Origin of the sequence: Pseudaquabacterium inlustre (genome assembly GCF_038066595.1) — a bacterium.
In the GTDB taxonomy this organism is placed as follows: Bacteria; Pseudomonadota; Gammaproteobacteria; order Burkholderiales; family Burkholderiaceae_C; genus Pseudaquabacterium; species Pseudaquabacterium inlustre.
Genome location: NZ_JBBUTH010000008.1, coordinates 47,369 through 68,547, shown reverse-complemented (window position 1 = coordinate 68,547; position 21,179 = coordinate 47,369). Strand labels below are relative to the sequence as shown.

At 73.0% G+C, this 21,179-nt stretch carries 16 protein-coding genes; 9 read left to right on the top strand and 7 right to left on the bottom strand.

Features of this window, described 5'->3' with window-relative positions; translation table 11 throughout:
- Positions 1 to 17: 17 nt before the first annotated feature.
- A complete protein-coding gene (locus tag AACH10_RS14890) occupies positions 18 to 1,838 on the top strand; it encodes a PAS domain-containing sensor histidine kinase (RefSeq protein ID WP_341411233.1) in 1,821 nt (606 codons plus the stop codon).
- A 74-nt stretch (positions 1,839 to 1,912) separates the two neighbouring features.
- Entirely contained in the window at positions 1,913 to 2,866 is a 954-nt protein-coding gene (locus tag AACH10_RS14885; RefSeq protein WP_341411232.1) for a PEP-CTERM sorting domain-containing protein, read from the top strand.
- On the opposite strand, the gene AACH10_RS14880 is transcribed toward AACH10_RS14885, so the two are convergent.
- Positions 2,867 to 3,796, bottom strand: a complete 930-nt coding sequence (locus AACH10_RS14880) for a carbohydrate kinase family protein (protein ID WP_341411231.1) — start codon at positions 3,794 to 3,796, stop codon at positions 2,867 to 2,869. It lies immediately after the preceding gene.
- A 95-nt stretch (positions 3,797 to 3,891) separates the two neighbouring features.
- Here AACH10_RS14880 and AACH10_RS14875 point away from each other — a divergent pair, with 95 nt between their 5' ends.
- The gene (locus AACH10_RS14875) at positions 3,892 to 5,079 is read left to right on the top strand and encodes an ROK family transcriptional regulator (RefSeq protein WP_341411230.1); all 1,188 of its coding nucleotides are present in this window, start codon (positions 3,892 to 3,894) and stop codon (positions 5,077 to 5,079) included.
- A 12-nt stretch (positions 5,080 to 5,091) separates the two neighbouring features.
- On the opposite strand, the gene AACH10_RS14870 is transcribed toward AACH10_RS14875, so the two are convergent.
- From AACH10_RS14870 to AACH10_RS14860, 3 genes are all read right to left on the bottom strand, one after another.
- Positions 5,092 to 5,988 carry a substrate-binding periplasmic protein gene (locus AACH10_RS14870; RefSeq protein ID WP_341411229.1) on the bottom strand — a complete coding sequence of 299 codons (897 nt, stop codon included), beginning with the start codon at positions 5,986 to 5,988 and terminating at the stop codon, positions 5,092 to 5,094.
- 109 nt (positions 5,989 to 6,097) lie between these two features.
- Complete coding sequence (locus AACH10_RS14865; RefSeq protein WP_341411228.1) at positions 6,098 to 6,421, bottom strand: c-type cytochrome; 324 nt, start codon at positions 6,419 to 6,421, stop codon at positions 6,098 to 6,100.
- A gap of 11 nt (positions 6,422 to 6,432) precedes the next feature.
- Entirely contained in the window at positions 6,433 to 8,100 is a 1,668-nt protein-coding gene (locus AACH10_RS14860) for a PQQ-dependent dehydrogenase, methanol/ethanol family (RefSeq protein ID WP_341411227.1), read from the bottom strand.
- A 236-nt stretch (positions 8,101 to 8,336) separates the two neighbouring features.
- On the opposite strand from AACH10_RS14860, the gene AACH10_RS14855 reads away from it, so the two are divergent.
- Positions 8,337 to 9,512 carry a helix-turn-helix domain-containing protein gene (locus AACH10_RS14855; RefSeq protein ID WP_341411226.1) on the top strand — a complete coding sequence of 392 codons (1,176 nt, stop codon included), beginning with the start codon at positions 8,337 to 8,339 and terminating at the stop codon, positions 9,510 to 9,512.
- A 60-nt stretch (positions 9,513 to 9,572) separates the two neighbouring features.
- Here AACH10_RS14855 and AACH10_RS14850 read toward each other — a convergent pair whose 3' ends face one another.
- The gene (locus AACH10_RS14850; protein WP_341411225.1) at positions 9,573 to 10,784 is read right to left on the bottom strand and encodes an FAD-dependent monooxygenase; all 1,212 of its coding nucleotides are present in this window, start codon (positions 10,782 to 10,784) and stop codon (positions 9,573 to 9,575) included.
- A 194-nt stretch (positions 10,785 to 10,978) separates the two neighbouring features.
- Here AACH10_RS14850 and AACH10_RS14845 point away from each other — a divergent pair, with 194 nt between their 5' ends.
- A complete protein-coding gene (locus tag AACH10_RS14845) occupies positions 10,979 to 11,959 on the top strand; it encodes a potassium channel beta subunit family protein (protein WP_341411224.1) in 981 nt (326 codons plus the stop codon).
- Positions 11,960 to 12,010: 51 nt separating this feature from the next.
- The gene (locus AACH10_RS14840; RefSeq protein WP_341411223.1) at positions 12,011 to 14,194 is read left to right on the top strand and encodes a putative bifunctional diguanylate cyclase/phosphodiesterase; all 2,184 of its coding nucleotides are present in this window, start codon (positions 12,011 to 12,013) and stop codon (positions 14,192 to 14,194) included.
- A gap of 24 nt (positions 14,195 to 14,218) precedes the next feature.
- Here the strand turns inward: AACH10_RS14840 and murU are convergent, their stop codons facing one another.
- Both murU and AACH10_RS14830 read right to left on the bottom strand, forming a co-directional pair.
- On the bottom strand, positions 14,219 to 14,923 hold the full coding sequence (gene murU / locus AACH10_RS14835) for an N-acetylmuramate alpha-1-phosphate uridylyltransferase MurU (protein ID WP_341411222.1): 705 nt from the start codon (positions 14,921 to 14,923) through the stop codon (positions 14,219 to 14,221).
- Positions 14,924 to 15,074: 151 nt separating this feature from the next.
- The gene (locus tag AACH10_RS14830; protein WP_341411221.1) at positions 15,075 to 15,650 is read right to left on the bottom strand and encodes a hemerythrin domain-containing protein; all 576 of its coding nucleotides are present in this window, start codon (positions 15,648 to 15,650) and stop codon (positions 15,075 to 15,077) included.
- Between the two features lie 230 nt (positions 15,651 to 15,880).
- Between AACH10_RS14830 and tkt the strand changes: the two genes are divergently transcribed.
- From tkt to AACH10_RS14815, 3 genes are all read left to right on the top strand, one after another.
- Positions 15,881 to 17,929, top strand: a complete 2,049-nt coding sequence (gene tkt, locus AACH10_RS14825; RefSeq protein WP_341411220.1) for a transketolase — start codon at positions 15,881 to 15,883, stop codon at positions 17,927 to 17,929.
- Positions 17,930 to 18,016: 87 nt separating this feature from the next.
- Positions 18,017 to 19,012 carry a type I glyceraldehyde-3-phosphate dehydrogenase gene (gene gap / locus AACH10_RS14820; protein WP_341411219.1) on the top strand — a complete coding sequence of 332 codons (996 nt, stop codon included), beginning with the start codon at positions 18,017 to 18,019 and terminating at the stop codon, positions 19,010 to 19,012.
- Between the two features lie 167 nt (positions 19,013 to 19,179).
- Positions 19,180 to 21,177: a S8 family serine peptidase gene (locus tag AACH10_RS14815; protein ID WP_341411218.1), complete on the top strand. Its 1,998-nt coding sequence runs from the start codon at positions 19,180 to 19,182 to the stop codon at positions 21,175 to 21,177.
- The last annotated feature ends 2 nt before the right edge of the window (positions 21,178 to 21,179 follow it).

Genomic DNA, 21,179 nt, shown 5'->3' with positions numbered 1-21,179 from the left:
CAGCTGTATCGTCAGGCGTGCGGACCGGTCTGTGGGCCGGTCTGGCGGGCGCAGGCCTGGCGGGGGGCGCGTCGGCGCTGTGGCGCCTGGGCTCGGTGCCCGGCGGGGCGGCCATGGTTGGCGCCGCGGCCTGCGCGCTGGGCCTGGCCGCCGGTGCGGCCGGCCTGGCGCACGAGCTGGCCGCCCGGCGTGAGCGCCGCGCCCAGGCCCGGGCCGCCGACGCCGGCGCGCGCCAGCAGCAGGCCCTGACCCAGGCGCTGGCCGACCGCGAATCGGCCGACGCCTTCCTGCGCCTGGTGGCCGACAGCCTGCCGGCGCGCCTGAGCTACTGGGACCGCGACAACCGCTGCCGCTTCGCCAACCGCGGCTTCTGCGAGTGGCATGGCGTCACGCCCGAGCAGATGATCGGCCGGCGCATCGCCGACCTGGGCCCGCCCTGGGACCGCCGCGCCGCGCACAACGCCCCGCATGTGGCGGCGGTGCTGGCCGGTGAGCCGCAGCGCTTCGAGCGCGACGACACCACGCCCGACGGGCGGCCCTGCACCTCGCTGGCGCATTACGTGCCCGACTGGCGCGGTGGCCAGGTGCAGGGCTTCGTGGTGCTGGCCACCGACCTGAGCACCGAGCGCGCCCACCAGCGCGAGCTGGCGGCCGCGCTGGGCCGGGCCGAGGCCGCCACCCGTGCCAAGAGCGCATTCCTGGCCAACATGAGCCACGAGATCCGCACGCCGCTCAATGCCATCCTGGGCCTGGTGCAGCTGATGCGGCACGAGGCCGCCGAGCCGGTGGCCGCGCGCCGGCTGGCGCATGTGGAGGATGCCTCGCAGCACCTGCTGGCGCTGATCGACGACATCCTCGACCTGTCGCGCGTGGAGGCCGGCAAGCTCACGCTGTCGCCGCGCGACATCGACCTGCCGGCGCTGCTGGAGCGCGTGCACGCGCTGCTGGCCGGCCGCGCGGCCGCCAAGGGCGTGGCCCTGGTGCTGCAGGCCGAGGGCCTGCCCGCGCGGGTGCATGCGGACCCGACGCGCCTGACCCAGGTGCTGCTGAACCTGGCTGGCAACGCGGTGAAGTTCACCGACCAGGGGCAGGTCACGCTGTCGGCGCGCTTGCTGGACGCCCCACCGGGGGCCGCGCCGGGCGCCGGCTGGCGGGTGCGCTTCGAGGTGGCCGACACCGGCCCCGGCATCCCGCACGCGCAGCTGCCGCTGCTGTTCGCGCCGTTCGAGCAGGGCGATGCGTCAACCACCCGCCGCCATGGCGGCAGTGGCCTGGGCCTGGCCATCTCGCGCGAGGTGGTGGCGCTGCTGGGCGGCGAGATCACGGTGCACAGCCGGCCCGGCGAGGGCGCGTGCTTCGCGTTCGAGCTGACGCTGCGGCCGGCGCTGGCTGCGGCCGCGCCGGCCGAGAGCGCGCCTTCGCTGGCGGCGCTGCGTGCGCGCCACGCCGGCCGGCGCGTGCTGCTGGTGGAGGACAACCCGATCAACCAGGCCGTGGCCGGTGAGCTGCTGCAGGAGGCCGGCCTGCAGGTGACGCTGGCCGCCGACGGCGAGCAGGCGCTGGCCGCGGCCCGCCGCGAGGCGCCCGCGCTGATGCTGATGGACGTGCACATGCCGTTGATGGACGGCCTGGCCGCCACGCGCGCCTGGCGTGCGCACGAGGCGCGTGCCGGCCTGGCGCGCACGCCGGTGATCGCGCTGACCGCCACCGCCTTCGCCGGCGAGCGCGATGCCTGCCTGGATGCCGGCATGGACGACCACCTGGCCAAGCCGATCGACGCGCCGCAACTGTTCGCCGCGGTGCTGCGCTGGCTGGACCGCGGCGTGGACGCCGGCTGACGCTCAAGCTGCGCGCGGCGGCGCCGATAGCCAGAGACGATCCGTGGCCATGGGGGCCGCGCACCGCCTCCCGCATGGCAGCCGTACCGCCACACACACCACCGCCCGCCGCCGCACCCCGGTCCGATGCGCCCCCCGCCGACGTGGCGGCCGGCGACGCGCGCGCACGCCGCCGGCGCACCGGCCGCCGGGCCGGGCAGGGGCGGCGCACACGGCGGGCCGCACGGTCGGCGGCACAGGCGCGCCTGTGGCGCTGGGCCGGCCGGGCGCTGCCGCTGGCCTTCTTCACCGCGCTGTCGGCCGGCGCGGCCAGCCTGGGTGTGCTGCTGTGGTCGGCCGGCACCGGCGCCGATCCGTTCCACCTGGGCGGGGCGGGCGTGCATTTCGAGGGCGACCCGCTGCCGGCCGGCCACCCGCTGCTGCGGCCGGCCGCGCCGCCGCTGGCCTACCGCCAGCGCTGCGTGTGGGGCAAGCCGGGCAGCAACCCGTACCGCGGCACGGTGGTGCAGGCGCTGCAGGCCGCGCGGTTGCCCGACGAGGTGGTGCGCCAGCTGGCCACGCAGGTGGCCGAGAAGCGGCGCACCGACCGGCTGGAGATCCGCCGCGACGGCATCCGGGCGCTGGGCAGCGGCCGCGTGTTCGATCCCCGCCGCGTGGCGCTGACCTTCGGCGAGACGATGTGCCTGGGGGCGCGCGTGAACTTCGCCGCCGGCCACATGGAGCCGGCCGACCTGTACGAAGCCTCCGACCATGCCGGGCGCGTCTACGCGGTGATGGTGCCCGAGGTGTGCGGCAACGTCTCGGTGCTGTCGCAGCAGGGCGAGCGGCGGCGGCCGCTGCTGCTGGCCGCGGCCGACCCGGTGCCGGGCCCGATGCGCCGCCTGCCCGCGGCGCTGGAGGACGGTGGCGGCGACGGCATCTTCGCCTTTGCCGACGACCTGCCGCGCCACGACGTGCCCGAGCCGGGCACGCTGGCCTGCGTGGCGCTGGGCCTGGCGGCGCTGGTGGCGTTCAGGCGCCGGCGCTGATCAGCCCAGTTCGGCGCGCCGCGGCAGGTCGGCGCCGCGCCGGCCGCAGGTGATGGCGGCCGCACGCATCGCGAAGCCCAGCGCCTCGGTCATCGCCGCGGCGTCCAGCGCGCGCACCGCCGCGGCGGTGAGCCGGCCGGTCTCGGCCAGCCAGGTCAGCAGCGCGGCCTGGAAGGTGTCGCCGGCGCCCACCGTGTCCACCACCTGCACCGGCTGCGGCGGCAGCGCCACGCGGCCGGCCGTGGCGTGGTAGCCCACCGCGTCTGCGCCGCCGCGGGTCACCACCACCCAGGGCACGCCGGCGGCCAGCGCCTCGGCGGCAAAGTCGTCCAGGGCGCGGCCCGGAAACAGCAGGCCCAGGTCCTCGTCGCTCACCTTCAGCAGGTGGGTGCGCGGCAGCATCCAGGCCAGGGTGTCGCGCCACACCGCCAGGTCGGGCTGCACATTGGTGCGGATGTTGGGGTCGTAGCTGATCAGGCTGCGTGCGTGCTCGCGCTCGACCAGCGCGCGCTGGGTGTCGGCGGTGGGCGGCACCACCATCGCGAACGAGCCGAAGTGGAAGGCGCGCGCCTCGGCCGGAATGGCCGCCAGGTGCTCGGGCCCCACCAGCCGGTCGGCGCAGCCGTGGCCGTAGAAGGCGTAGCTGGGCACGCCGCGCGCATCCACGCCCACCAGGCTGATCGTGGTGGGCGCGTCCAGCCGCGGCGTGCAACGCGTGTCGATGCCCTCGTCGGTCAGCGCGCGCAGCAGGCGCTCGCCGGCAAAGCCGGTACCGATGCCGCCGAAGAAGCCCACCGGCTGCCCCAGGCGGGCCAGGCCCAGGGCCACGTTGAACGGCGAGCCGCCGATGCGGCCGTCGAAGCCGATGCCGGTGGGCGTTTCGCCGGTGGCGAACACGTCGAACAGGGCTTCACCGCTGACGATGATCATGGGAGGTCTCCAGGCTGGGCGTGCGGGCGCTTGCACGGGCGGCGAGCATAAATCAATCAACTTGATTTATCCATCGGGCGGGTCAGAATGGCGCGATGCCCAGCCTTCGCCGCGACCTGCCCGCCCTGCGCAGCCCGCGCTCGGCCAACGAGCGCCTGGTGCTGCAGGCCATCCGCCAGCACGGCGCGCTGGCCGGGGCCGAGATCGCGCGGCTGACCCGGCTGACGGCGCAGACCGTGTCGCTGATCACCCGCCGGCTCGAGGCCGACGGCCTGCTGCGCCGCGGCGAGCCCCAGCGCGGCCGGGTGGGCCAGCCGGCGGTGCCGCTGTCGCTGGCGCCGGATGGCGCCTACGCGGTGGGCATCCAGCTCGGCCGCCGCAGCCTGGACACGCTGCTGGTCGACTTCAGCGGCGCGGTGCGCCAGCGCTGGCGCCTGGCCTACCGCCAGCCCGAGCCGCAGGCGCTGCTGGCCGAGATCCGACAGCGCCTGGACGATGTGCGCACGCTGCTGACGCCCGAGGCCAATGCCCGCGTGCAGGGCGTGGGCCTGGCCGCACCGCTGCAACTGGGTGGCTGGCAGGCGCTGCTGGACATGCCGGCCGAACTGGCCGCGCGCTGGCAGGCGCTGGACCTGCGCGCCGCCGTGGCCGCGTGCACCGCGCTCCCGGTGCTGCAGCGCAAGGACACGGCCGCGGCCTGCGTGGCCGAGCTGGCGGCCGGCCCCGGCCCTGGCGGGCCGAGCTTTCTGTACGTGTTCATCGACACCTTCGCCGGTGGCGGCCTGGTGCTGGACGGGCAGCTGCGCCCGGGCCGGCATGGCAACGCCGGCGCCATCGGCTCGCTGGCGCTGTCCATCGCGCAGCCGCCGGGCCACCCGCCGCCGCAATTGCTGAGCGTGGCCTCGCTGCTGCGCCTGGAGCAGCGCTTCCAGGCCGCCGGCCTGGACGCCACGGCGGTGGCCGACGCGCGTGCGCTGCAGCCGCCCTGGCAGGCCCACACCGCGGCCTGGCTGGCCGAGGCCGCCGGCGCGCTGGCGCTGGCCGCGCACGACGCGGCCTGCCTGCTCGACCTGGACGGCCTGGTCATCGACGGGACCTTCAGCCGCGAGCTGCTGGCCGCGCTGCTGGCGGCCACCGGGCAGGCGATGGCGGGCTACAGCTGGGAGGGCGTGGCCCGCCCGCCGCTGCAGGCCGGCCGCGCCGGGCCCGATGCGCGGGCGCTGGGCGGCGCCTGGCTGCCGCTGCACGCGGCCTTCGCGCCGGAGGGCCGCGTGCCCGAGTAGCCGCGTGGCCGCCTAATCCTGGCTGAGCCAGGCCAGCGTGGGGCCGGCGCCGACGTTGGGCTGGGTGGGCGGCGACCAGCTCACGCCTTCCTCGGCGGCCCAGCGGGCCAGCGTGCCATCGGCCAGCGCGCCCTGGATCACGCGGTCGATCAGCGCGCGCAGCGGTGCGGCGCCCTGCAGCGTCACGAAGCCCAGGTTCAGGTCCAGCGGACGGCGCCAGGCGGTCACGCGCAGCGGGCTGTCGCGGTGGCTCAGCTTCCAGCCGTCGAAGCGGGCCAGCGCCACCAGCGCGGCGCCGGCGCGGCCATCGGCCACGGTGTCCAGCACCTCCTCGCGTTGCGACACGGTCAGCGTGCGCGGGCGCAGCGCGCCGTGGCGCCAAATCTGGGCCAGGCTGCCGGCCAGCGTGCCGCTGGTCACGCCCAGCTTCAGCTGGCCCCCGTCGTCGCGCGCCGCCAGATCGGCCAGCCCGTGCACCGGCGGGTGGGGCGCGGCGGTGTCGCGCACCACCAGGCCCAGGGCCAGCGCCAGGTAGCCCTGGCTGGGCACCAGCGTGCCCAGCGGCACGAAGGGGCGATCACGCTTGCGCGGCGCGCCGGGAAAGTCGGGCGTGCGTGCCGAGGGCCGGGTCGGCGCCCCCAGGTCGGCCTGCAGCAGCGGAAAGCCGCTGGCCGCCTCGCACACGCCCGACGAGAGCAGCGCGTTCACCTCGTGCGTGAGCTGCGTCTCCTTCTCGTAGGCGGTCTCGAAGGGCACCAGCTTCAGCGGTCGGCCGGCCGCGTCGGCAATGGCCTGGGCCAGGCGCACGTCGAGGCCGCGCACCGCGTCCTTCACGGTGTAGGACAGCGGGGCGTTGTCGGCCGCCACGCACACGGCCAGCGGCTCGGCGGCCTGCGCACCCAGCCACACACCGGCGTACAGCGCCGCCCCAACCCAGCGGCCGCCGCGGAACCGGCGGGGCCGCGGCGCTGGCGGCGCCCCCCTGGGAGGGAGCGGCCTTGGCCGCTTCGGGGCGGGGTCAGGGTTCCTTGCCACCGCGGCTGCCCACATAGGCCCACAGCAGTTCCAGCTGCCCGGGCTCCAGCGCGTCCTTGAAGGACGGCATGTTGCCCTTGCCGTGCGTCACGCTCTGGATGAAGCGATCGGGCTGGTCGGTGGGAAACTTGCGCAGGTCGAACACGGTGGTGCCCGAGTTCACCATGTTGCGCCCATGGCACTGGGCACAGGTGCGGTGGAACTGGTCCCGGCCGCGCTCGATCTGCTCCATCGTGAAGCGCGGCGTGGTGGCCTGCGCCAGCGTGGCCACCGGCAGGGCCATCAACACCAGGGCGGTGGCTCGCATCCGGCGCACGCTCAGTTCAGGCTGAAGGTCCACACCGAGCCGCCGGCCGGGGTGTCGGCCATGCGCTCGTCGCCCAGCAGGCCCCACACGCCGCCGGCACCGCCGACGATGGTGACGTACTGCTTGCCCTTCATCTCCCAGGTGACGGGCAGGCCGATGATGCCGGTGCCGATGTTGAACTCGTAGAGCTTCTTGCCGTTGGTCGCGTCCACGGCGATGAACTCGCCGGTGGCCGCGCCGGTGAACACCAGGCCGCCGCCGGTGCTCAGCGTGCCGGCCATGCTGGGCTGGCCCGGCCAGGCCATCTGCCACTTGCTCTTGCCGGTCATCGGGTCGATGGCGCTCAGGAAGCCGTGCGGCTGGTCCTTGGGCATGCTCACGCCGCGGAAGTTGACACCCAGGTACCACTCGCCCTTCTTGTATTCGGGCTTGGCGATCTGGTACGGCCACGCGATGTTCAGCGTGTTGGCATAGGCCAGGCCGGTGGCGGGGTTCCAGCTCATCGGCGTCCAGTTCTTGCCGCCCAGCACCGAGGGCCACACCATCTCGTCGCCACCGGCGCGGATGTTCTTGGTGACCTGGCTTTCCACCGGCCGCCCGGTGGCCAGGTCGATCTTGTCGGCCCAGTTCACCTTCACGTACGGATTGGCCGCCAGCAGCTTGCCGTTGCTGCGGTCGAGCACGTAGAAGAAGCCGTTGCGATTGGCCTGGATCAGCGCCTTGGTGGGCTTGCCGGCCACCTTCATGTCGACCAGCATGCCCACCTCGGTGGCGTCGTAGTCGTAGGGGTCGTTGGGGCTGAACTGGTAGTGCCACACCAGCTCGCCGGTCTTGGGCCGGATGGCGACCACCGAGCACACGTACAGGTTGTCGCCCAGGCGCACCTGCGGGTTCCACGGGCCGGCGTTGCCGGTGCCCCAGTAGACCAGGTCCAGGTCGGGGTCGTAGGCGCCGGTCAGCCAGGTGGGTGCGCCGCCCTTGCTGGCGGTGTCGCCGGGCCAGGTGTCGCCGCCCTTCTCGCCCGGTGCGGCCGTGGTGTAGAACTTCCACAGGTGCTTGCCGGTGGCCGGGTCCCAGCCGTCGATGAAGCCACGCGTGCCGTACTCGCCGCCGGCAATGCCGGTGATGACCACGCCATTGGCGATCAGCGGTGCGCTGGTCATGGCATGGCCGTCCTTGTAGTCGGCGGCCTTGCTCTTCCACAGCTGCTTGCCGGTCTTGGCATCCAGCGCGATGACGTGCGCGTCCAGCGTCACGCGGTAGACCTTGCCTTCGTAGATGGCCGCGCCGCGGTTCAGGATGCCGCAGCAGGCGTACTTGAACACGTCCTGCGGCAGCTCATGGTCGACCTTCCAGATCTGCTTGCCGGTCAACGGGTTCAGGGCCACCGTGTCCTTGAAGGTGGTGACGTACATGACCCCGTCGTGGATGATGGGCTGCGACTCCTGGCCCTGCGGATTGTTCAGGCTGTAGGACCAGGTGGGCTGCAGCTTGGCGGCGTTGGACGCATTGATCTGCTTAAGCGGGCTGTAGCGCTGGTTGTTGTAGCCCATGCCGTAGGTCAGCACGTCACCGGGCGTGCTGTGGTCGGCCTTCAGGGCCGCCGCGTCCTGGGCCCAGGCGGGTTGGGCCAGGCAGGCCGCCGCCGCGGCTGCCGCCAGCCAATGCATCTTCGCCATCGCAGTCTCCTCGTGGTGGGGTGTGTGCGTTGCCTCGAAGCGGGCAACGTCAGACGGCGTGGATGGTCGGCCGCCGCGCCGGGCGCTGTCCACGGCCCCCGTGCATTCCCTAGTTAGCCGCCGGGGGGCGTCCTGCATAGAGTGCCGCGCAAAGACCCGATTGAAGCGAAGTGGTACAGCCTGGTGTAGCAGCCTGCTACACCGGCCCCGAGCGCCGACGCGGGCCAGGAGTCCGCATGATCGCGTCAGAGTTCGACAGCCGGCTGCAGGCCGTACGCAGCCTTTACCGCGTGTCGCCCTGGATCCAGCCACGGGCCGACGAGGAGCCCCTGGTGCGCTCCTGGCAACGCTGCCACGACGCCGGCATGCGCGAGCACGAGACGGTGAATTTCGAGCTGGTGGGCCGGGCGATGCTGTCCGAGCTGGACGACCGCTGGGGATCGCTGGTGCGCGCCGCGCGGCCCGAGACCGAGCGTCTGGCATCCACCGTGAGCGGTGCCGGCTGCGCGGTGATGCTGTTCAACCCGCGCGGCGTGGTCATCGACCGCCTGGCGCACGACGCCGCGCTGCATCCGGTGCTGCGCGCGGCCTCGCGCGTGGGGGTCAACGTGGCCGAGCGTTGCGTGGGCACCACCGCGCCGGCCATCGCGCTGGCCGACGGCGTGCCCTACCTGGTGGGCCGCGACGCGCACTTCTTTGCCAATGTGCGGCCCTTCTTCTGCGTGGCCGCGCCGATCGACAGCCCGCGCGGCGAGCGCCTGGCGGCCCTCGACATCACCTGTTACGACAGTGTGCCCGGCTTCGACGTCTACTCGCTGGTGGTGGACGCCGCGATGGCCATCGAGAACAGCCTGTTCCAGGCCAGCGACGACCGTGTGGTGGTGCACTTCCATCCGCGGCCCGAGATGGTGAACACCGCGCTCGAGGCGCTGATGGAGGTGGATGGCAGCGGCACCGTGGTGGGCGTCAACCGCGCCGCCAGCCGTCTGCTCAACCAGCCACGCAGCGCGCTGCTGGGCCGGCCCTTCGCGCAGCTGTTCGACCGCCGGCTGGGCGCGCTGTTCGGCGCCACGCTGCGCCAGGGCGGCGACCTGGTCGAGATGCACAGCCGCGACGGCCTGCTGGTGATGGCGCGCTTCGAGTGCGCGGCGCGTGGCGGCGCCACGCTCGGGGCCCGCGCCGCCTTCGCCACCAGTGCCGACGCGGCCGACCTGCCGCCCGGCCTGGCCCGTCCACCCGAGCCCGAGGCCCGCGGCACCGAGGCCAGCCTGAGCATGCGCGAAGTCGAACGCCGCACCATCGAGGACGCACTGGCCGCACACGACGGCAACGTCTCGGCCGCCGCCCGGCAACTGGGCATCAGCCGCAGCACCATCTACCGGCGCCTGGGCATCACGCCCGGCGCACACTGAGGCAGGCCGGCCGAGCGCCCGGCGGGTGGCCCTGCGTACCCGCAGGGCCGGGTGCGCCACTCACCGTCGGCCGAACATCATCTGCCGCGCCAGCAGGTGCTTGAGCGGCGGCAGCGCCTGCAGCGCCGCCAGCCCCAGCCCGCGGGCGGCCGGCAGGCCCGGCCACTGCCAGGTGAAGCTGCGCGCCAGGAAGTCGGTGGCGGCGATCATGCTCCAGCGGTCGGGGCCGCGCTGCCATTCCAGCCGCCGCAGCACTTGCGGCAGGGCCTCGGGCGTGGCTTCGCGCAGCGCCTCCACCAGCACCGCGGCGTCGCGCAGGCCCAGGTTCAGGCCCTGGCCGGCCACCGGGTGCAGGGTCTGCGCGGCATTGCCGATGCGCACCACCGCGCCATCCACCAGCGTGCGCTCGGCGTTCAGGCCCAGCGCGAAATGCTTCAGCGGCGACAGGCCGGTCACGCGGCCGGCCACCTCGGGCAGCAGCGAGTTCAGCACCGTGACGCGCTGCGCCTCGCTGAGCGCGCCCACCGGGTCGTCGTCGGCCGGCATGCACCACACCAGCGCCGCGCGTTGGCGGTCGGCGGGCTGATCGGCCACGCGCGGCAGCGGCAGCAGCGCCACCGGCCCGTGGCGCGTGAAGCGCTCCACCGCGCGGCCCGGCGTGGCGCCGGACAGCGTGGCCGTGCCCACCCAGGCGGTCTGGCGGTAGTCGTGCACCACCGCCTTGCGTGCCTGCTCGGCGAACACGCCGCCCTCGGCCACCACGGCCAGGTCGAAGCGCTCGGCCACGCCGGCATCCACCTCGGCGCCGCCACCCTGGGTGGCGTCCAGCGCGCGCACTTGCGCCACCGGCAGGCCGAAGCGTGACTGCAGCCGCGGCTGCTCGGCCGCCACCGCCAGCCAGGCCTGCTGCAGCCGGCTGACCAGGGCGCCGTAGCTCAGCACCGCGCCCAGCTGCTCCTCGCCCTCGTCGGCGGCGCTGATGCGCACCTCGGCCGGCGTGCCCCAGGGCGCCAGCGTGGGCGGTGCCTGCGACACATGCACCTCCAGGATGGGCTGGGCCAGCGCCGCCGGCCAGGCGCCCAGGCGGCGCAGCCACTGCACGCTGCCCAGCGACAGCGCCAGCGTGCGCGGGTCGGCCGACACGTCGCGCTCCAGCGGGCGGGCGTCGAACAGCGCGATCTGGGCCGCCGGCAGGCGGCGCGCGGCATGCAGGGCCAGCGCCAGTCCGGCCGGGCCGGCGCCGATGACGGCAATCTTCCAGGGGGTGCTCACGCGGGGGCCTCGGTGGTGGATCGGCGCGGTGCCGGGACAGACAGGGGCGAAACGATAGCCGATCGGCGTGCTGCCGTGCAGCATGCGGCGCCGTCCACGGCCCGGCCGCCGCCACCCGTCGCCTGGCCCGCCACGGCGTGCGGCGCTTGCGCTACGCTGCGCCGCTTCGATCCCACCACACGAGGAACCCCTCCATGCGCTACCGCCGTCTGGGCCGCAGCGGCCTGCAGGTCAGCGAGCTGTCGCTCGGCTCCTGGGTCACGTACCACAACCAGGTGGACGTGGACGCCGCCGTCGAGATGATGGCCGCGGCCTTTGATGCCGGCATCAACTTCTTCGACAACGCCGAGGCCTACGCCGCCGGCCAGAGCGAGGTGGTGATGGGCGAGGCCCTGCGCCGCCTGGGCTGGCCGCGCCTGAACTACGTGGTCAGCACCAAGTTCTTCTGGGGCCTGGACCGCGCCGGCGCGGCCATCAACCGCAAGGACACGCTCAACCGCAAGTACCTGATGCAGGCCATCGACGGCTCGCTGCAGCGCTACGGGCTGGACTTCATCGACGTCGTCTACTGCCACCGCCCCGACCCGCACACGCCGGTCGAGGAAACCGTGTGGGCCATGAGCGACATGATCACCCGCGGCAAGGCGCTGTACTGGGGCACCAGCGAGTGGAGCGCCGCCGACATCCGCGCCGCGTGGGAGATTGCCGAGCGCCACCACCTGCACAAGCCGGTGGTCGAGCAGCCGCAGTACCACCTGTTCCACCGCAAGCGGGTGGAGAAGGAATACGCCCGGCTGTACGAGGACCTGGGCCTGGGCCTGACCACCTGGAGCCCGTTGGCCTCGGGCCTGTTGACCGGCAAATACCGCGACGGCGTGCCGGCCGATTCACGCGGGGCGCTGGAAAACATGGCCTTTCTGCGCGACGGCCTGACCGACGCGGCCAAGAACGCCGCCGTGGCGCAGCTGGCACCCATCGCCGCCGAACTGGGCGGCAGCACCGCGCAGCTGGCCATCGCCTGGGCCACGAAGAACCCGCGCGTGTCCAGCGTCATCACCGGGGCCTCGCGGGTCAGCCAGCTGCACGACAACCTGGGTGCGCTGGCCGTGGCCGAGCGCCTGACGCCGGAGGTGATGGCGCGGATCGAGGAAATCACCGCACCGCTGGCAGGCTGAGCGGGCGCACACGCTCAAGTTGCGCCTGGCCGGGCCGAAAGGCCGAGAGCGATGCCCGGTGAATTCCTGCTCACGCGGCACGAGCCCTGGCTCGTGCTCGCCTCCCTGCTGCTGGCGGTGGTCGCGTCCTATGTGACGCTGGACCTGGCCCGGCGCGTGCACGCCGCGTCGCCCGACACGGCGCGCTGGTGGTGGCTGGGCGGCTCGCTGGCCATGGGCACCGGCATCTGGGCCATGCACTTCGTCGGCATGCTGGGCTTCGATGCCGGCATGCCGCTGGGCTACCGCTGGGCGCCCACCGCGCTGAGCTGGCTGGCCGCCGTGCTGGCCGCCGCGGTGGCGCTGGGGCTGGCGGCGCGGCCGCAGCTCACGCGGGCGGCCTGGCTGGGCGGCGCCACCAGCATGGCCGCCGGCATCTGCGCCATGCACTACACCGGCATGGCTGCGCTGGACATCGCGCCGGGCATCGATTGGCACGGCCCGATGGTGCTGGCCTCGGTGGCCGTGGCCTGGGCGGCCTCGGCCGCGGCGCTGGGCATCTTCGTGCTGCTGCGCGGCCACCGCGGGGCGCGGCGCCGCCTGCTGCAGTGGGGCGCGGCGCTGGCCATGGGCGCGGCCATCGGTGGCATGCACTACACGGCCATGGGCGCGGCGCGCCTGCCGCTGGGCGCCGTGTGCCGCAGCGCCGACGCACTGGGCGGCCAGCCGCTGGCCCTGCTGGTGGGGGCGATGGCCCTGCTGGTGCTGGGCGGGGCGATGCTGGTGTCGCTGAACGACAGCCTGCGCGAGGCCCAGCGCCGGGCGCTGGAGCGCTCGCTGCACGAGGCCGACCAGGGCCTGCGCGAGGCCACCGATGCGCTGCAGCGCCAGGCCTTCGTCGACGGCCTGACCCACCTGCCCAACCGCGCGCTGTTCCTCGACCGGCTGGAACATGCCCAGGCCCGCGTGGTGGCCGATGCCGTGGCCGCCGGCGTGGCGGGCGATCCGCCCGAGGCCTGTGGCGGGCTGGCGGTGCTGCAGATCAACCTGGACGGCTTCCGCCCGGTCAACGAGAGCTTCGGCGCCGCGGCCGGCGATCTGCTGCTGTGCGAGGTGGCGCGCCGCCTGGCGCTGGACATGCGGAGCAGCGACACGCTGGCGCGTCTGGGCGCCGACGAGTTCGCGGTGCTGATCGAGACGCGCGACGCCGGTGCGGCGGCCGAACTGCTGGCGCAACGCCTGCTGGCGCGGCTGGGTGCCAGCTACGAGCTGGACGGCCAGGCGGTCACGCTGTCGGCCTCGGTGGGCATGGCCGTGTGGCCGGGGCATGACGCCGCTGGCCCGCGCCTGCTGGCCTGTGCCGATGCCGCGCTGCAGGCGGCCAAGCGTGCCGGCGGCAGCGGCTACCGCGTCTACGAGCCCGGCATGGCCGGCGACGGCGGCGAGCAGGTGCGCCTGCAGCATGACCTGCGCCTGGCCCTGGCCCGCGGCGAGCTGATGCTGCACTACCAGCCCAAGGTCAGCACCGGCGGCGGCGGCGTGCACGGGCTGGAGGCGCTGCTGCGCTGGCGCCATCCGCAACGCGGCCTGGTCAGCCCGGCGCAGTTCGTGCCGCTGGCCGAGCGCTTCGGCCTGATCAACGCCATCGGCCAGTGGGTCATCGAGGAGGCTTGCGCGCAGCTGGCGCGCTGGAAGGCCGAGGGCCTGCACTGCCGCGTGGCGGTGAACCTCTCGCCCTACCAGCTGCGCCAGCCCGACCTGCCCGCGCAGATCGCCCAGGCGCTGCGGCACCACGGCCTGCAGCCCGCCGACCTGGTGTGCGAGATCACCGAGAGCGCGATGATGGAACAGGGTTCAGCCGAGCAGGCGGTGATGCAGCGCATCGCGGCGCTGGGCGTGCGCCTGTCGATCGACGACTTCGGCACCGGCTACTCCAGCCTGGCGCACCTGCGCCACATCCCGGCCCGGCAGCTCAAGATCGACCGCAGCTTCGTCGTCGACCTGGCCAAGGACCCCGACGCCCGCGCCGTGCTGGACGCCGTGGTGCGCCTGGCCCACGCCCTGCGCATGGAGGTGGTGGCCGAAGGCGTGGAGACCGAGGCGCAGCGCGTGGTGCTGGCGGCACTCGGTTGCGACATCCTGCAGGGCTACCTGATCGCGCGGCCGATGCCGCCCGACCAACTGGCCCGCTGGCTGGCCGAGCGCAGTGCGGAAGCCGCGCGCGCGGCGCCGCTGGCCCTGGGCGAGAACATCTGAGCGGCGGCGCGCCGCGCCACGCTGTCAGCGCTGCAGCGCCGCCAGCTGCGCGGGCGTGCCCACGTTCTGCCATGGCCCGGCCAGCAGGCTGCCACCCAGGCGCCCGGCCGCCGCGGCGGCGAACAGGCGCGGGCCCAGCGGCGCATGCGTGCCGGGCGCGATGCCATCCACCAGGCGGGCGCGCACCAGGGCCAGGTTGGCATAGGTCAACGGCCGCGGCTGGCCCTCGGGCGGGCGGCTGACGCGGCCGGCCCCATCCAGCGCGAAGTCACCGCGCGGGTGGAAGTCGGGGTTGGGCACCAGCCACAGGTGGGCGTCGTCGGGGCCCTGGGCAAAGCGCTGCGCCAGCTCGGCGCTGAAGTCGAAGCCCGGCGCCACGATGTCGCCCGACACCAGCCAGAAACACTCACCCAGCAGCGGCAGGGCCTTGGCGATGCCGCCGGCGGTTTCCAGCGCGCCGCCGTGGTCGCGGCCTTCCATCGAGTAATGGATCGTCAGGCCCCAGCGGCGGCCGTCACCCAGCGTGGCCGGGAATTGATCTTCCAGCCAGGCGGTGTTGATGACCACCTCGCGCACGCCGGCGCGGGCCAGCGCCGACAGGTGCCATTCGATCATCGGCTGGCCATGCACCGGCAGCAGCGGCTTGGGGCAGGTGTCGGTCAGCGGCCGCATGCGCTCGCCGCGGCCGGCGGCGAGGATCAGGGCCTTGAGATTCGGGGCGGTGCTCATCGGGCCGGCAGTGTATTTGGACACCCGGTTCCGCGAGTACGCGGAACCACCCGCCAAGCGGGGTGAGCGCGGACACGAAGCATCCAGTGGATGCTTCGCGCCAGCGAACGCCGGCTTCGGGCGGCCGGGCGCTCGGCCGGCCCCGCGAATGTCAACCGAGGCCTATTGGTGCCGGCGCGTTCTGCACGATCTTGCGGAACAGCGGCTCGTAGGCGCCGTCGGCAGCATGGCCGGTCAGCGGGTCGCGGTTGGTGGCGAAGGCCTCGTCCAGCGCCAGCCAGTCCTCGGGGCTGAAGTGCTCGCGCGCGGCGGGCAGGATCTCCTTCTCCTCCACCGCCATGTGCGCCAGGTAGGCATCGACATAGCGGTCGAGCGCGGTCTCGAAGGCCGGGCGGCGCGGCTCGCCCATCACCTCGTAGGCCAGCAGCGCGTGCTCCAGGCTGCGGATGGCGGCCTCGCCGCGGGTGTGGTCGGCGTCCAGCTTGTCCAGCGTGGCAGCCAGCGCCGGGCAGCGCGCGCGCACCAGCGGAAACAGCAATTCGCTTTCCTTCGGGTGGTGCAGACGCTCGGGGAATTCGTCCACGTACAGCAGCATCGCGCGCAGCACGTCGAAGTCGGGCGTCTTGCCGTCGCGGCGGCTTTGCTGCACCAGCAGCACCATCGAACGCAACATGGCGGCCAGCGCCTGGTGCTCGTCCTGGATCACGTGGAGAGAGGGGTGTCGCATGGTGTGGGCCTGGCTGGGCCGGGGGCTGTTGTCGGATCAGGCCCAAGGCTCGCGCCACGGCGGCCATCGCGCCTTGCGCAAGATCAAGCACGGTGGCGCTGACCCGCCGGCCCTGGCCGGTACCGCCGGGTTCGGACGGGCGGCTAAAATCGCGGGTTCCCCCGCCCTGAGCCCCGCTGTTGACGCGGGCGCCAGCACCCCTCCAAGAACCGCACACACCGGCAGCGCGCATGGCCCTCCCCACCTCCCCCGACACCCTCGGCCTGATGGCCAATGCGATCCGCGCGCTGGCGATGGACGCCGTGCAGCAGGCCAACAGCGGCCACCCCGGCGCGCCCATGGGCATGGCCGACATCGCGGTGGCACTGTGGGGCGGCCACCTGAAGCACAACCCGGCCAACCCGCACTGGCCCGACCGTGACCGCTTCGTGCTCAGCAACGGCCACGGCTCGATGCTGATCTACGCGCTGCTGCACCTGGCCGGCTACGACCTGCCGATGAGCGAGCTGCGCAACTTCCGCCAGCTGCACAGCAAGACCCCCGGCCACCCCGAGGTGGGCATCACCCCGGGCGTGGAGACCACCACCGGCCCGCTGGGCCAGGGCATCACCAATGCCGTGGGCATGGCGCTGGCCGAGAAGCTGCTGGCCGCCGAGTTCAACCGCGACGGTCACACCGTGGTGGACCACCACACCTACGCCTTCCTGGGCGACGGCTGCCTGATGGAGGGCATCAGCCACGAGGCCTGCGCCCTGGCCGGCGCCTGGAAGCTGAACAAGCTGATCGCGCTGTACGACGACAACGGCATCTCCATCGACGGCCAGGTGCAGCCCTGGTACATCGACAACGCTGGCCAGCGTTTCGAGTCCTACGGCTGGAACGTCATCGGCCCGATCGACGGCCACGATGCCAAGGCGGTTTCCGCCGCCATCGCCCAGGCCAAGACCTCTGAAACCAAGCCCACGCTGGTGATCTGCAAGACCGCCATCGGCAAGGGTTCGCCCAACCGCGCCGGCACCAGCAAGGCCCACGGCGAGCCGCTGGGCGCCGAGGAGATCAAGCTCACCCGCGAGGCCCTGGGCTGGACGCATGAACCCTTCGTGATGCCCGAGGCCGCCTACGCCGCCTGGGACGCCAAGGCCGCCGGCGAGGCCGCCGAGAGCGAGTGGGCCGGCCGCTTTGCCGCCTACAAGGCCGCCTTCCCCGAACTGGCCGCCGAATTCGCCCGCCGCATGGCCGGTGATCTGCCCGCCAGCTTTGCCGACGTGGCCACCGAGGCCGTGGGCAGCGCCCATGACAAGGCCGAGACCGTGGCCAGCCGCAAGGCCAGCCAGATCGCGCTGGAGCACTTCACCGCCAAGCTGCCCGAGATGCTGGGCGGCTCGGCCGACCTGACCGGCAGCAACCTGACCAACACCAAGAGCACCGCCGCGCTGCGCGTGGATGCCGCCGGTGCGGTGGTCAAGGGAGAGACCGGCAGCATCGGCCGCCACATCAACTACGGCGTGCGCGAGTTCGGCATGGCCGCCATCATGAACGGCGTGGCCCTGCACGGCGGCTACATCCCCTACGGCGGCACCTTCCTCACCTTCAGCGACTACAGCCGCAACGCCATCCGCATGGCCGCGCTGATGAAGCTGCGCGTGATCCATGTCTTCACGCACGACTCCATCGGCCTGGGCGAGGACGGCCCCACGCACCAGAGCGTGGAGCACGCCGCCAGCCTGCGCCTGATCCCCGGCCTGGACGTCTGGCGCCCGGCCGACACCACCGAAACCGCCGTGGCCTGGAGCATGGCCCTGGCCAACCGCGCCCGTCCCAGCGCGCTGCTGCTCAGCCGCCAGAACCTGCCCTACGCGCCCAAGGCCGATGCCGATGTCATCACCCGCGGCGCCTATGTGCTGGCCGAGCCCAGCGAGGTGGGCCTGAAGAAGAAGGCGCAGGCCGTGATCATCGCCACCGGCAGTGAAGTGCAGCTGGCCCTGCATGCCCAGGCCGCGCTGGCCCAGGCCAAGATCGCCGTGCGCGTGGTGTCCATGCCCAGCACCAGCGTGTTCGACCGCCAGGACGTCAAGTACAAGAAGGACGTGCTGCCGGCCAAGCTGCCGCGCGTCGCCATCGAGGCCGGCGTCACCGATTTCTGGTGGAAGTACGGCTGCGCCGCGGTGGTCGGCATCGACACCTACGGCGAAAGCGCCCCGGCACCGGTGCTGTTCAAGCACTTCCATTTGACGGCCGACAACCTCGTCGCCACGGTGCGCAAGGTTCTCGGCAAGTAAGCACTTCACACGGCACACTGCGCCCGGCGCATCGTGCCGGCGCTCGATGCCTCCCGGTTTTTCATTGACCCGCTAGGAGATAGAGACATGACCATCAAGATCGGCATCAACGGCTTCGGCCGCATCGGGCGCATGGTGTTCCGTGCCGCCATCGCCAACTTCAAGGACATCCAGGTGGTCGGCATCAACGACCTGCTGGAGCCCGACTACCTGGCCTACATGCTCAAGTACGACAGCGTGCACGGCCGCTTCAAGGGTGACGTGTCGGTCGACGGCAGCAACCTGATCGTCAACGGCCAGAAGATCCGCCTGACCGCGGTGAAGAACCCGGCCGAGCTGGCCTGGGGCGACGTGGGTGCCGACATCGTGGTCGAGTCCACCGGCCTGTTCCTGACCAAGGAAACCGCCGAAGCCCACCTGAAGGCCGGTGCCAAGAAGGTGATCATGTCGGCCCCCAGCAAGGACGACACGCCGATGTTCGTCTACGGCGTCAACGACAATACCTACGCCGGCCAGACCATCATCAGCAACGCCAGCTGCACCACCAACTGCCTGGCCCCGGTGGCCAAGGTGCTGAACGACACCTGGGGCATCAAGCGCGGCCTGATGACCACCGTGCACGCCGCCACCGCCACGCAGAAGACCGTGGACGGCCCCAGCAACAAGGACTGGCGCGGCGGCCGCGGCATCCTGGAAAACATCATCCCGTCGTCGACGGGCGCGGCCAAGGCCGTGGGCGTGGTGATCCCCGAGCTGAACAAGAAGCTGACCGGCATGGCCTTCCGCGTGCCCACCAGCGACGTGTCGGTGGTCGACCTGACCGTCGAGCTGAACAAGGAAGCCAGCTACGACGAGATCTGCGCCGCGATGAAGGCGGCCAGCGAGGGCGCCATGAAGGGCGTGCTGGGCTACACCGAGGACAAGGTGGTGGCCACCGACTTCCGTGGCGAGAGCTGCACCTCGGTGTTCGACGCCGAAGCCGGCATCGCGCTCGACAAGACCTTCGTCAAGGTGGTGAGCTGGTACGACAACGAGTGGGGCTACTCGAACAAGGTGCTCGAGATGGTCAAGGTCATCGCCTGACCTGCTTTGGCGACCTCCCCGGGGACTGACCCTGGGGGGCTGCGGGCAAGCTGGGCTTGACCCTGCGGCAGCAAAACTTCACGTGGCCGGCCTAGCATGCCGGCCACGTGCGTTTTGGCCCTTTGCTCGGCGCTTTGGCGGCGCTGCAGTCGTGGAATGATGTGGCGATGAACCTCCGGCTGTCCTTCTGGCTCGGGCTGCTGCCCGCATTGGTGCTGGCCGTGGGCCTGCCCTGGTCTGCCCCGGCGCAGGCCGATTCCGGCCATCCGGCCGCCGCCCGCCTGGGCCGCAGCGCCGCGCCGGCCGAGGCGGCGGGCGATGCGCGCGTGATCGTGCAGTACAAGCGCGGTGCCGCGCTGCTGGCCGCCTCGCCGCGCCAGCCGCAGCATGCGGCGGCACTGGGCACGCGCCTGGCGCTGACGCTGAGCAATGGCCGTGTGCTGGGCGAGCGCATGCAGGCCCTGCGCGGCAAGGGCCTGAGCTCCAGCGCGCTGGCGGCCCGGCTGGCCGCCCAGCCCGATGTGGAGTGGGCGGTGGTCGATGGCCGCAAGTCCATCACCGCCGCGCCCAACGACCCGTTTTTCGGCGCCGGCCAGACGGCAGTGACGCCGGTGGTGGGCCAGTGGTTCCTGCGTGCGCCCGACAGCACCATCGTCTCGGCCACCAATGCCGTGGGCGCCTGGGACATCACCACCGGCTCGGCCAGCATCACCGTGGCGGTGCTCGACACCGGCGTGCGCTTCGACCATCCCGACCTGGCCAGCAAGCTCTACGCCGGCTACGACTTCGTGCGCAGCGCCATCGAGGTGGACGGCAGCGGCGGCACCGATGCCGACGCCAGCGATCCCGGTGACTGGAACAGCAGCTGCTCCAGCACCCGCAGCAGCTGGCATGGCACGCAGGTGGCCGGTCTGATTGGTGCGGCCACCGACAACGGCGTGGGCGTGGCCGGCCTCGGCCGCAACGTGATGGTGCTGCCGGTGCGCGTGCTGGGCGCCTGCGGCAGCGGCTACGACAACGACATCATCGCCGGCATGCGCTGGGCGGCCGGCCTGTCCAACGACAGCAGCTGCTCGGCCTCGTCCACGCCCAGCGCCACCTGCAACCCGCACCCGGCGCGCGTGCTCAACCTGAGCCTGGGCGGCAGCGGCAGCTGCGGCTCGGCCTACCAGACCGTGATCACCGAACTGGTGGCGGCCAACGTGGCGGTGGTGGTGGCCGCCGGCAACGACACCGGCCATGCCGTCAATTCACCGGCCAACTGCACCGGTGCCATCGCGGTGGCGGGCATCCGCCACGCCGGCACCAAGGTGGGCTATTCCAACCTGGGCCCGCAGGTGGCCATCGCCGCGCCGGCGGGCAACTGCATCAACGTGGCCGAGGGCTCGGAGTGCCTGTACCCGCTGATGACCACGCTGAACCTGGGCAGCACCACGCCGGGCGCCAGCGGCTACAGCGACAGCTTCACCCACCCCTCGCTGGGCACCAGCTTCGCCGCGCCGCTGGTGGCCGGCACGGTGGCGCTGATGCGCAGCCTGGACGCCACGCTGACCCCCGCACAGATCAAGACCCACCTGCAGACCAGTGCCCGCAGCTTCCCCGCCACCGGCGGCACCGACGGCACCGTGGTGGCCTGCCGCGCACCCAGCGCCACCGACCAGCTGGAGTGCTACTGCACCACCACCACCTGCGGCGCCGGCATGCTGGACGCGGCGGCGGCGGTGAACCTGGCCTACCAGGCCACGCTGGCGCCCACCGCCGCGGTCAGCGCCTCGACGTCGGCGCCCACCGCCGGCCAGAGCGTCACGCTGGACGGCAGCGGCTCCAGCGCCAGCGGTGGCCGCACGATCGCCAGCTACGCCTGGGCCATCACCAGCGGCGGCAGCCTGGCCAGCTTCACCGGGGCCACCAACGGCGTCACGGCCACGCTGGCCACCAGCGCGGCCGGCAGCGTGACCGTCAGCCTGACCGTGACCGACAGTGCCGGCGTCAGCCGCAGCACCAGCACCACGCTCACCGTGGCGGCGGCGCCGGTGGCCACCACGCCGGTGACCAGCACCACCAGCAGCGGCGGCGGTGGCGGCGGCGCGCTGGGCCTGGGCTGGCTGGCCGGCCTGGGGCTGGTGGTGATCGCGCTGCGGGCGCGGCGGCCGCGGGTCGGCTGAGG

Coding starts and splice junctions, on each gene's coding strand:
- murU (WP_341411222.1), bottom strand. CDS start 14,923: ATGAGCACCGCCCCGAATCTCAAGGCCCTGATCCTCGCCGCCGGCCGC.
- gap (WP_341411219.1), top strand. CDS start 18,017: ATGACCATCAAGATCGGCATCAACGGCTTCGGCCGCATCGGGCGCATG.
- AACH10_RS14885 (WP_341411232.1), top strand. CDS start 1,913: ATGGCAGCCGTACCGCCACACACACCACCGCCCGCCGCCGCACCCCGG.
- AACH10_RS14815 (WP_341411218.1), top strand. CDS start 19,180: ATGAACCTCCGGCTGTCCTTCTGGCTCGGGCTGCTGCCCGCATTGGTG.
- AACH10_RS14830 (WP_341411221.1), bottom strand. CDS start 15,650: ATGCGACACCCCTCTCTCCACGTGATCCAGGACGAGCACCAGGCGCTG.
- AACH10_RS14840 (WP_341411223.1), top strand. CDS start 12,011: ATGCCCGGTGAATTCCTGCTCACGCGGCACGAGCCCTGGCTCGTGCTC.
- AACH10_RS14875 (WP_341411230.1), top strand. CDS start 3,892: ATGCCCAGCCTTCGCCGCGACCTGCCCGCCCTGCGCAGCCCGCGCTCG.
- AACH10_RS14860 (WP_341411227.1), bottom strand. CDS start 8,100: ATGGCGAAGATGCATTGGCTGGCGGCAGCCGCGGCGGCGGCCTGCCTG.
- tkt (WP_341411220.1), top strand. CDS start 15,881: ATGGCCCTCCCCACCTCCCCCGACACCCTCGGCCTGATGGCCAATGCG.
- AACH10_RS14880 (WP_341411231.1), bottom strand. CDS start 3,796: ATGATCATCGTCAGCGGTGAAGCCCTGTTCGACGTGTTCGCCACCGGC.
- AACH10_RS14865 (WP_341411228.1), bottom strand. CDS start 6,421: ATGCGAGCCACCGCCCTGGTGTTGATGGCCCTGCCGGTGGCCACGCTG.
- AACH10_RS14855 (WP_341411226.1), top strand. CDS start 8,337: ATGATCGCGTCAGAGTTCGACAGCCGGCTGCAGGCCGTACGCAGCCTT.
- AACH10_RS14845 (WP_341411224.1), top strand. CDS start 10,979: ATGCGCTACCGCCGTCTGGGCCGCAGCGGCCTGCAGGTCAGCGAGCTG.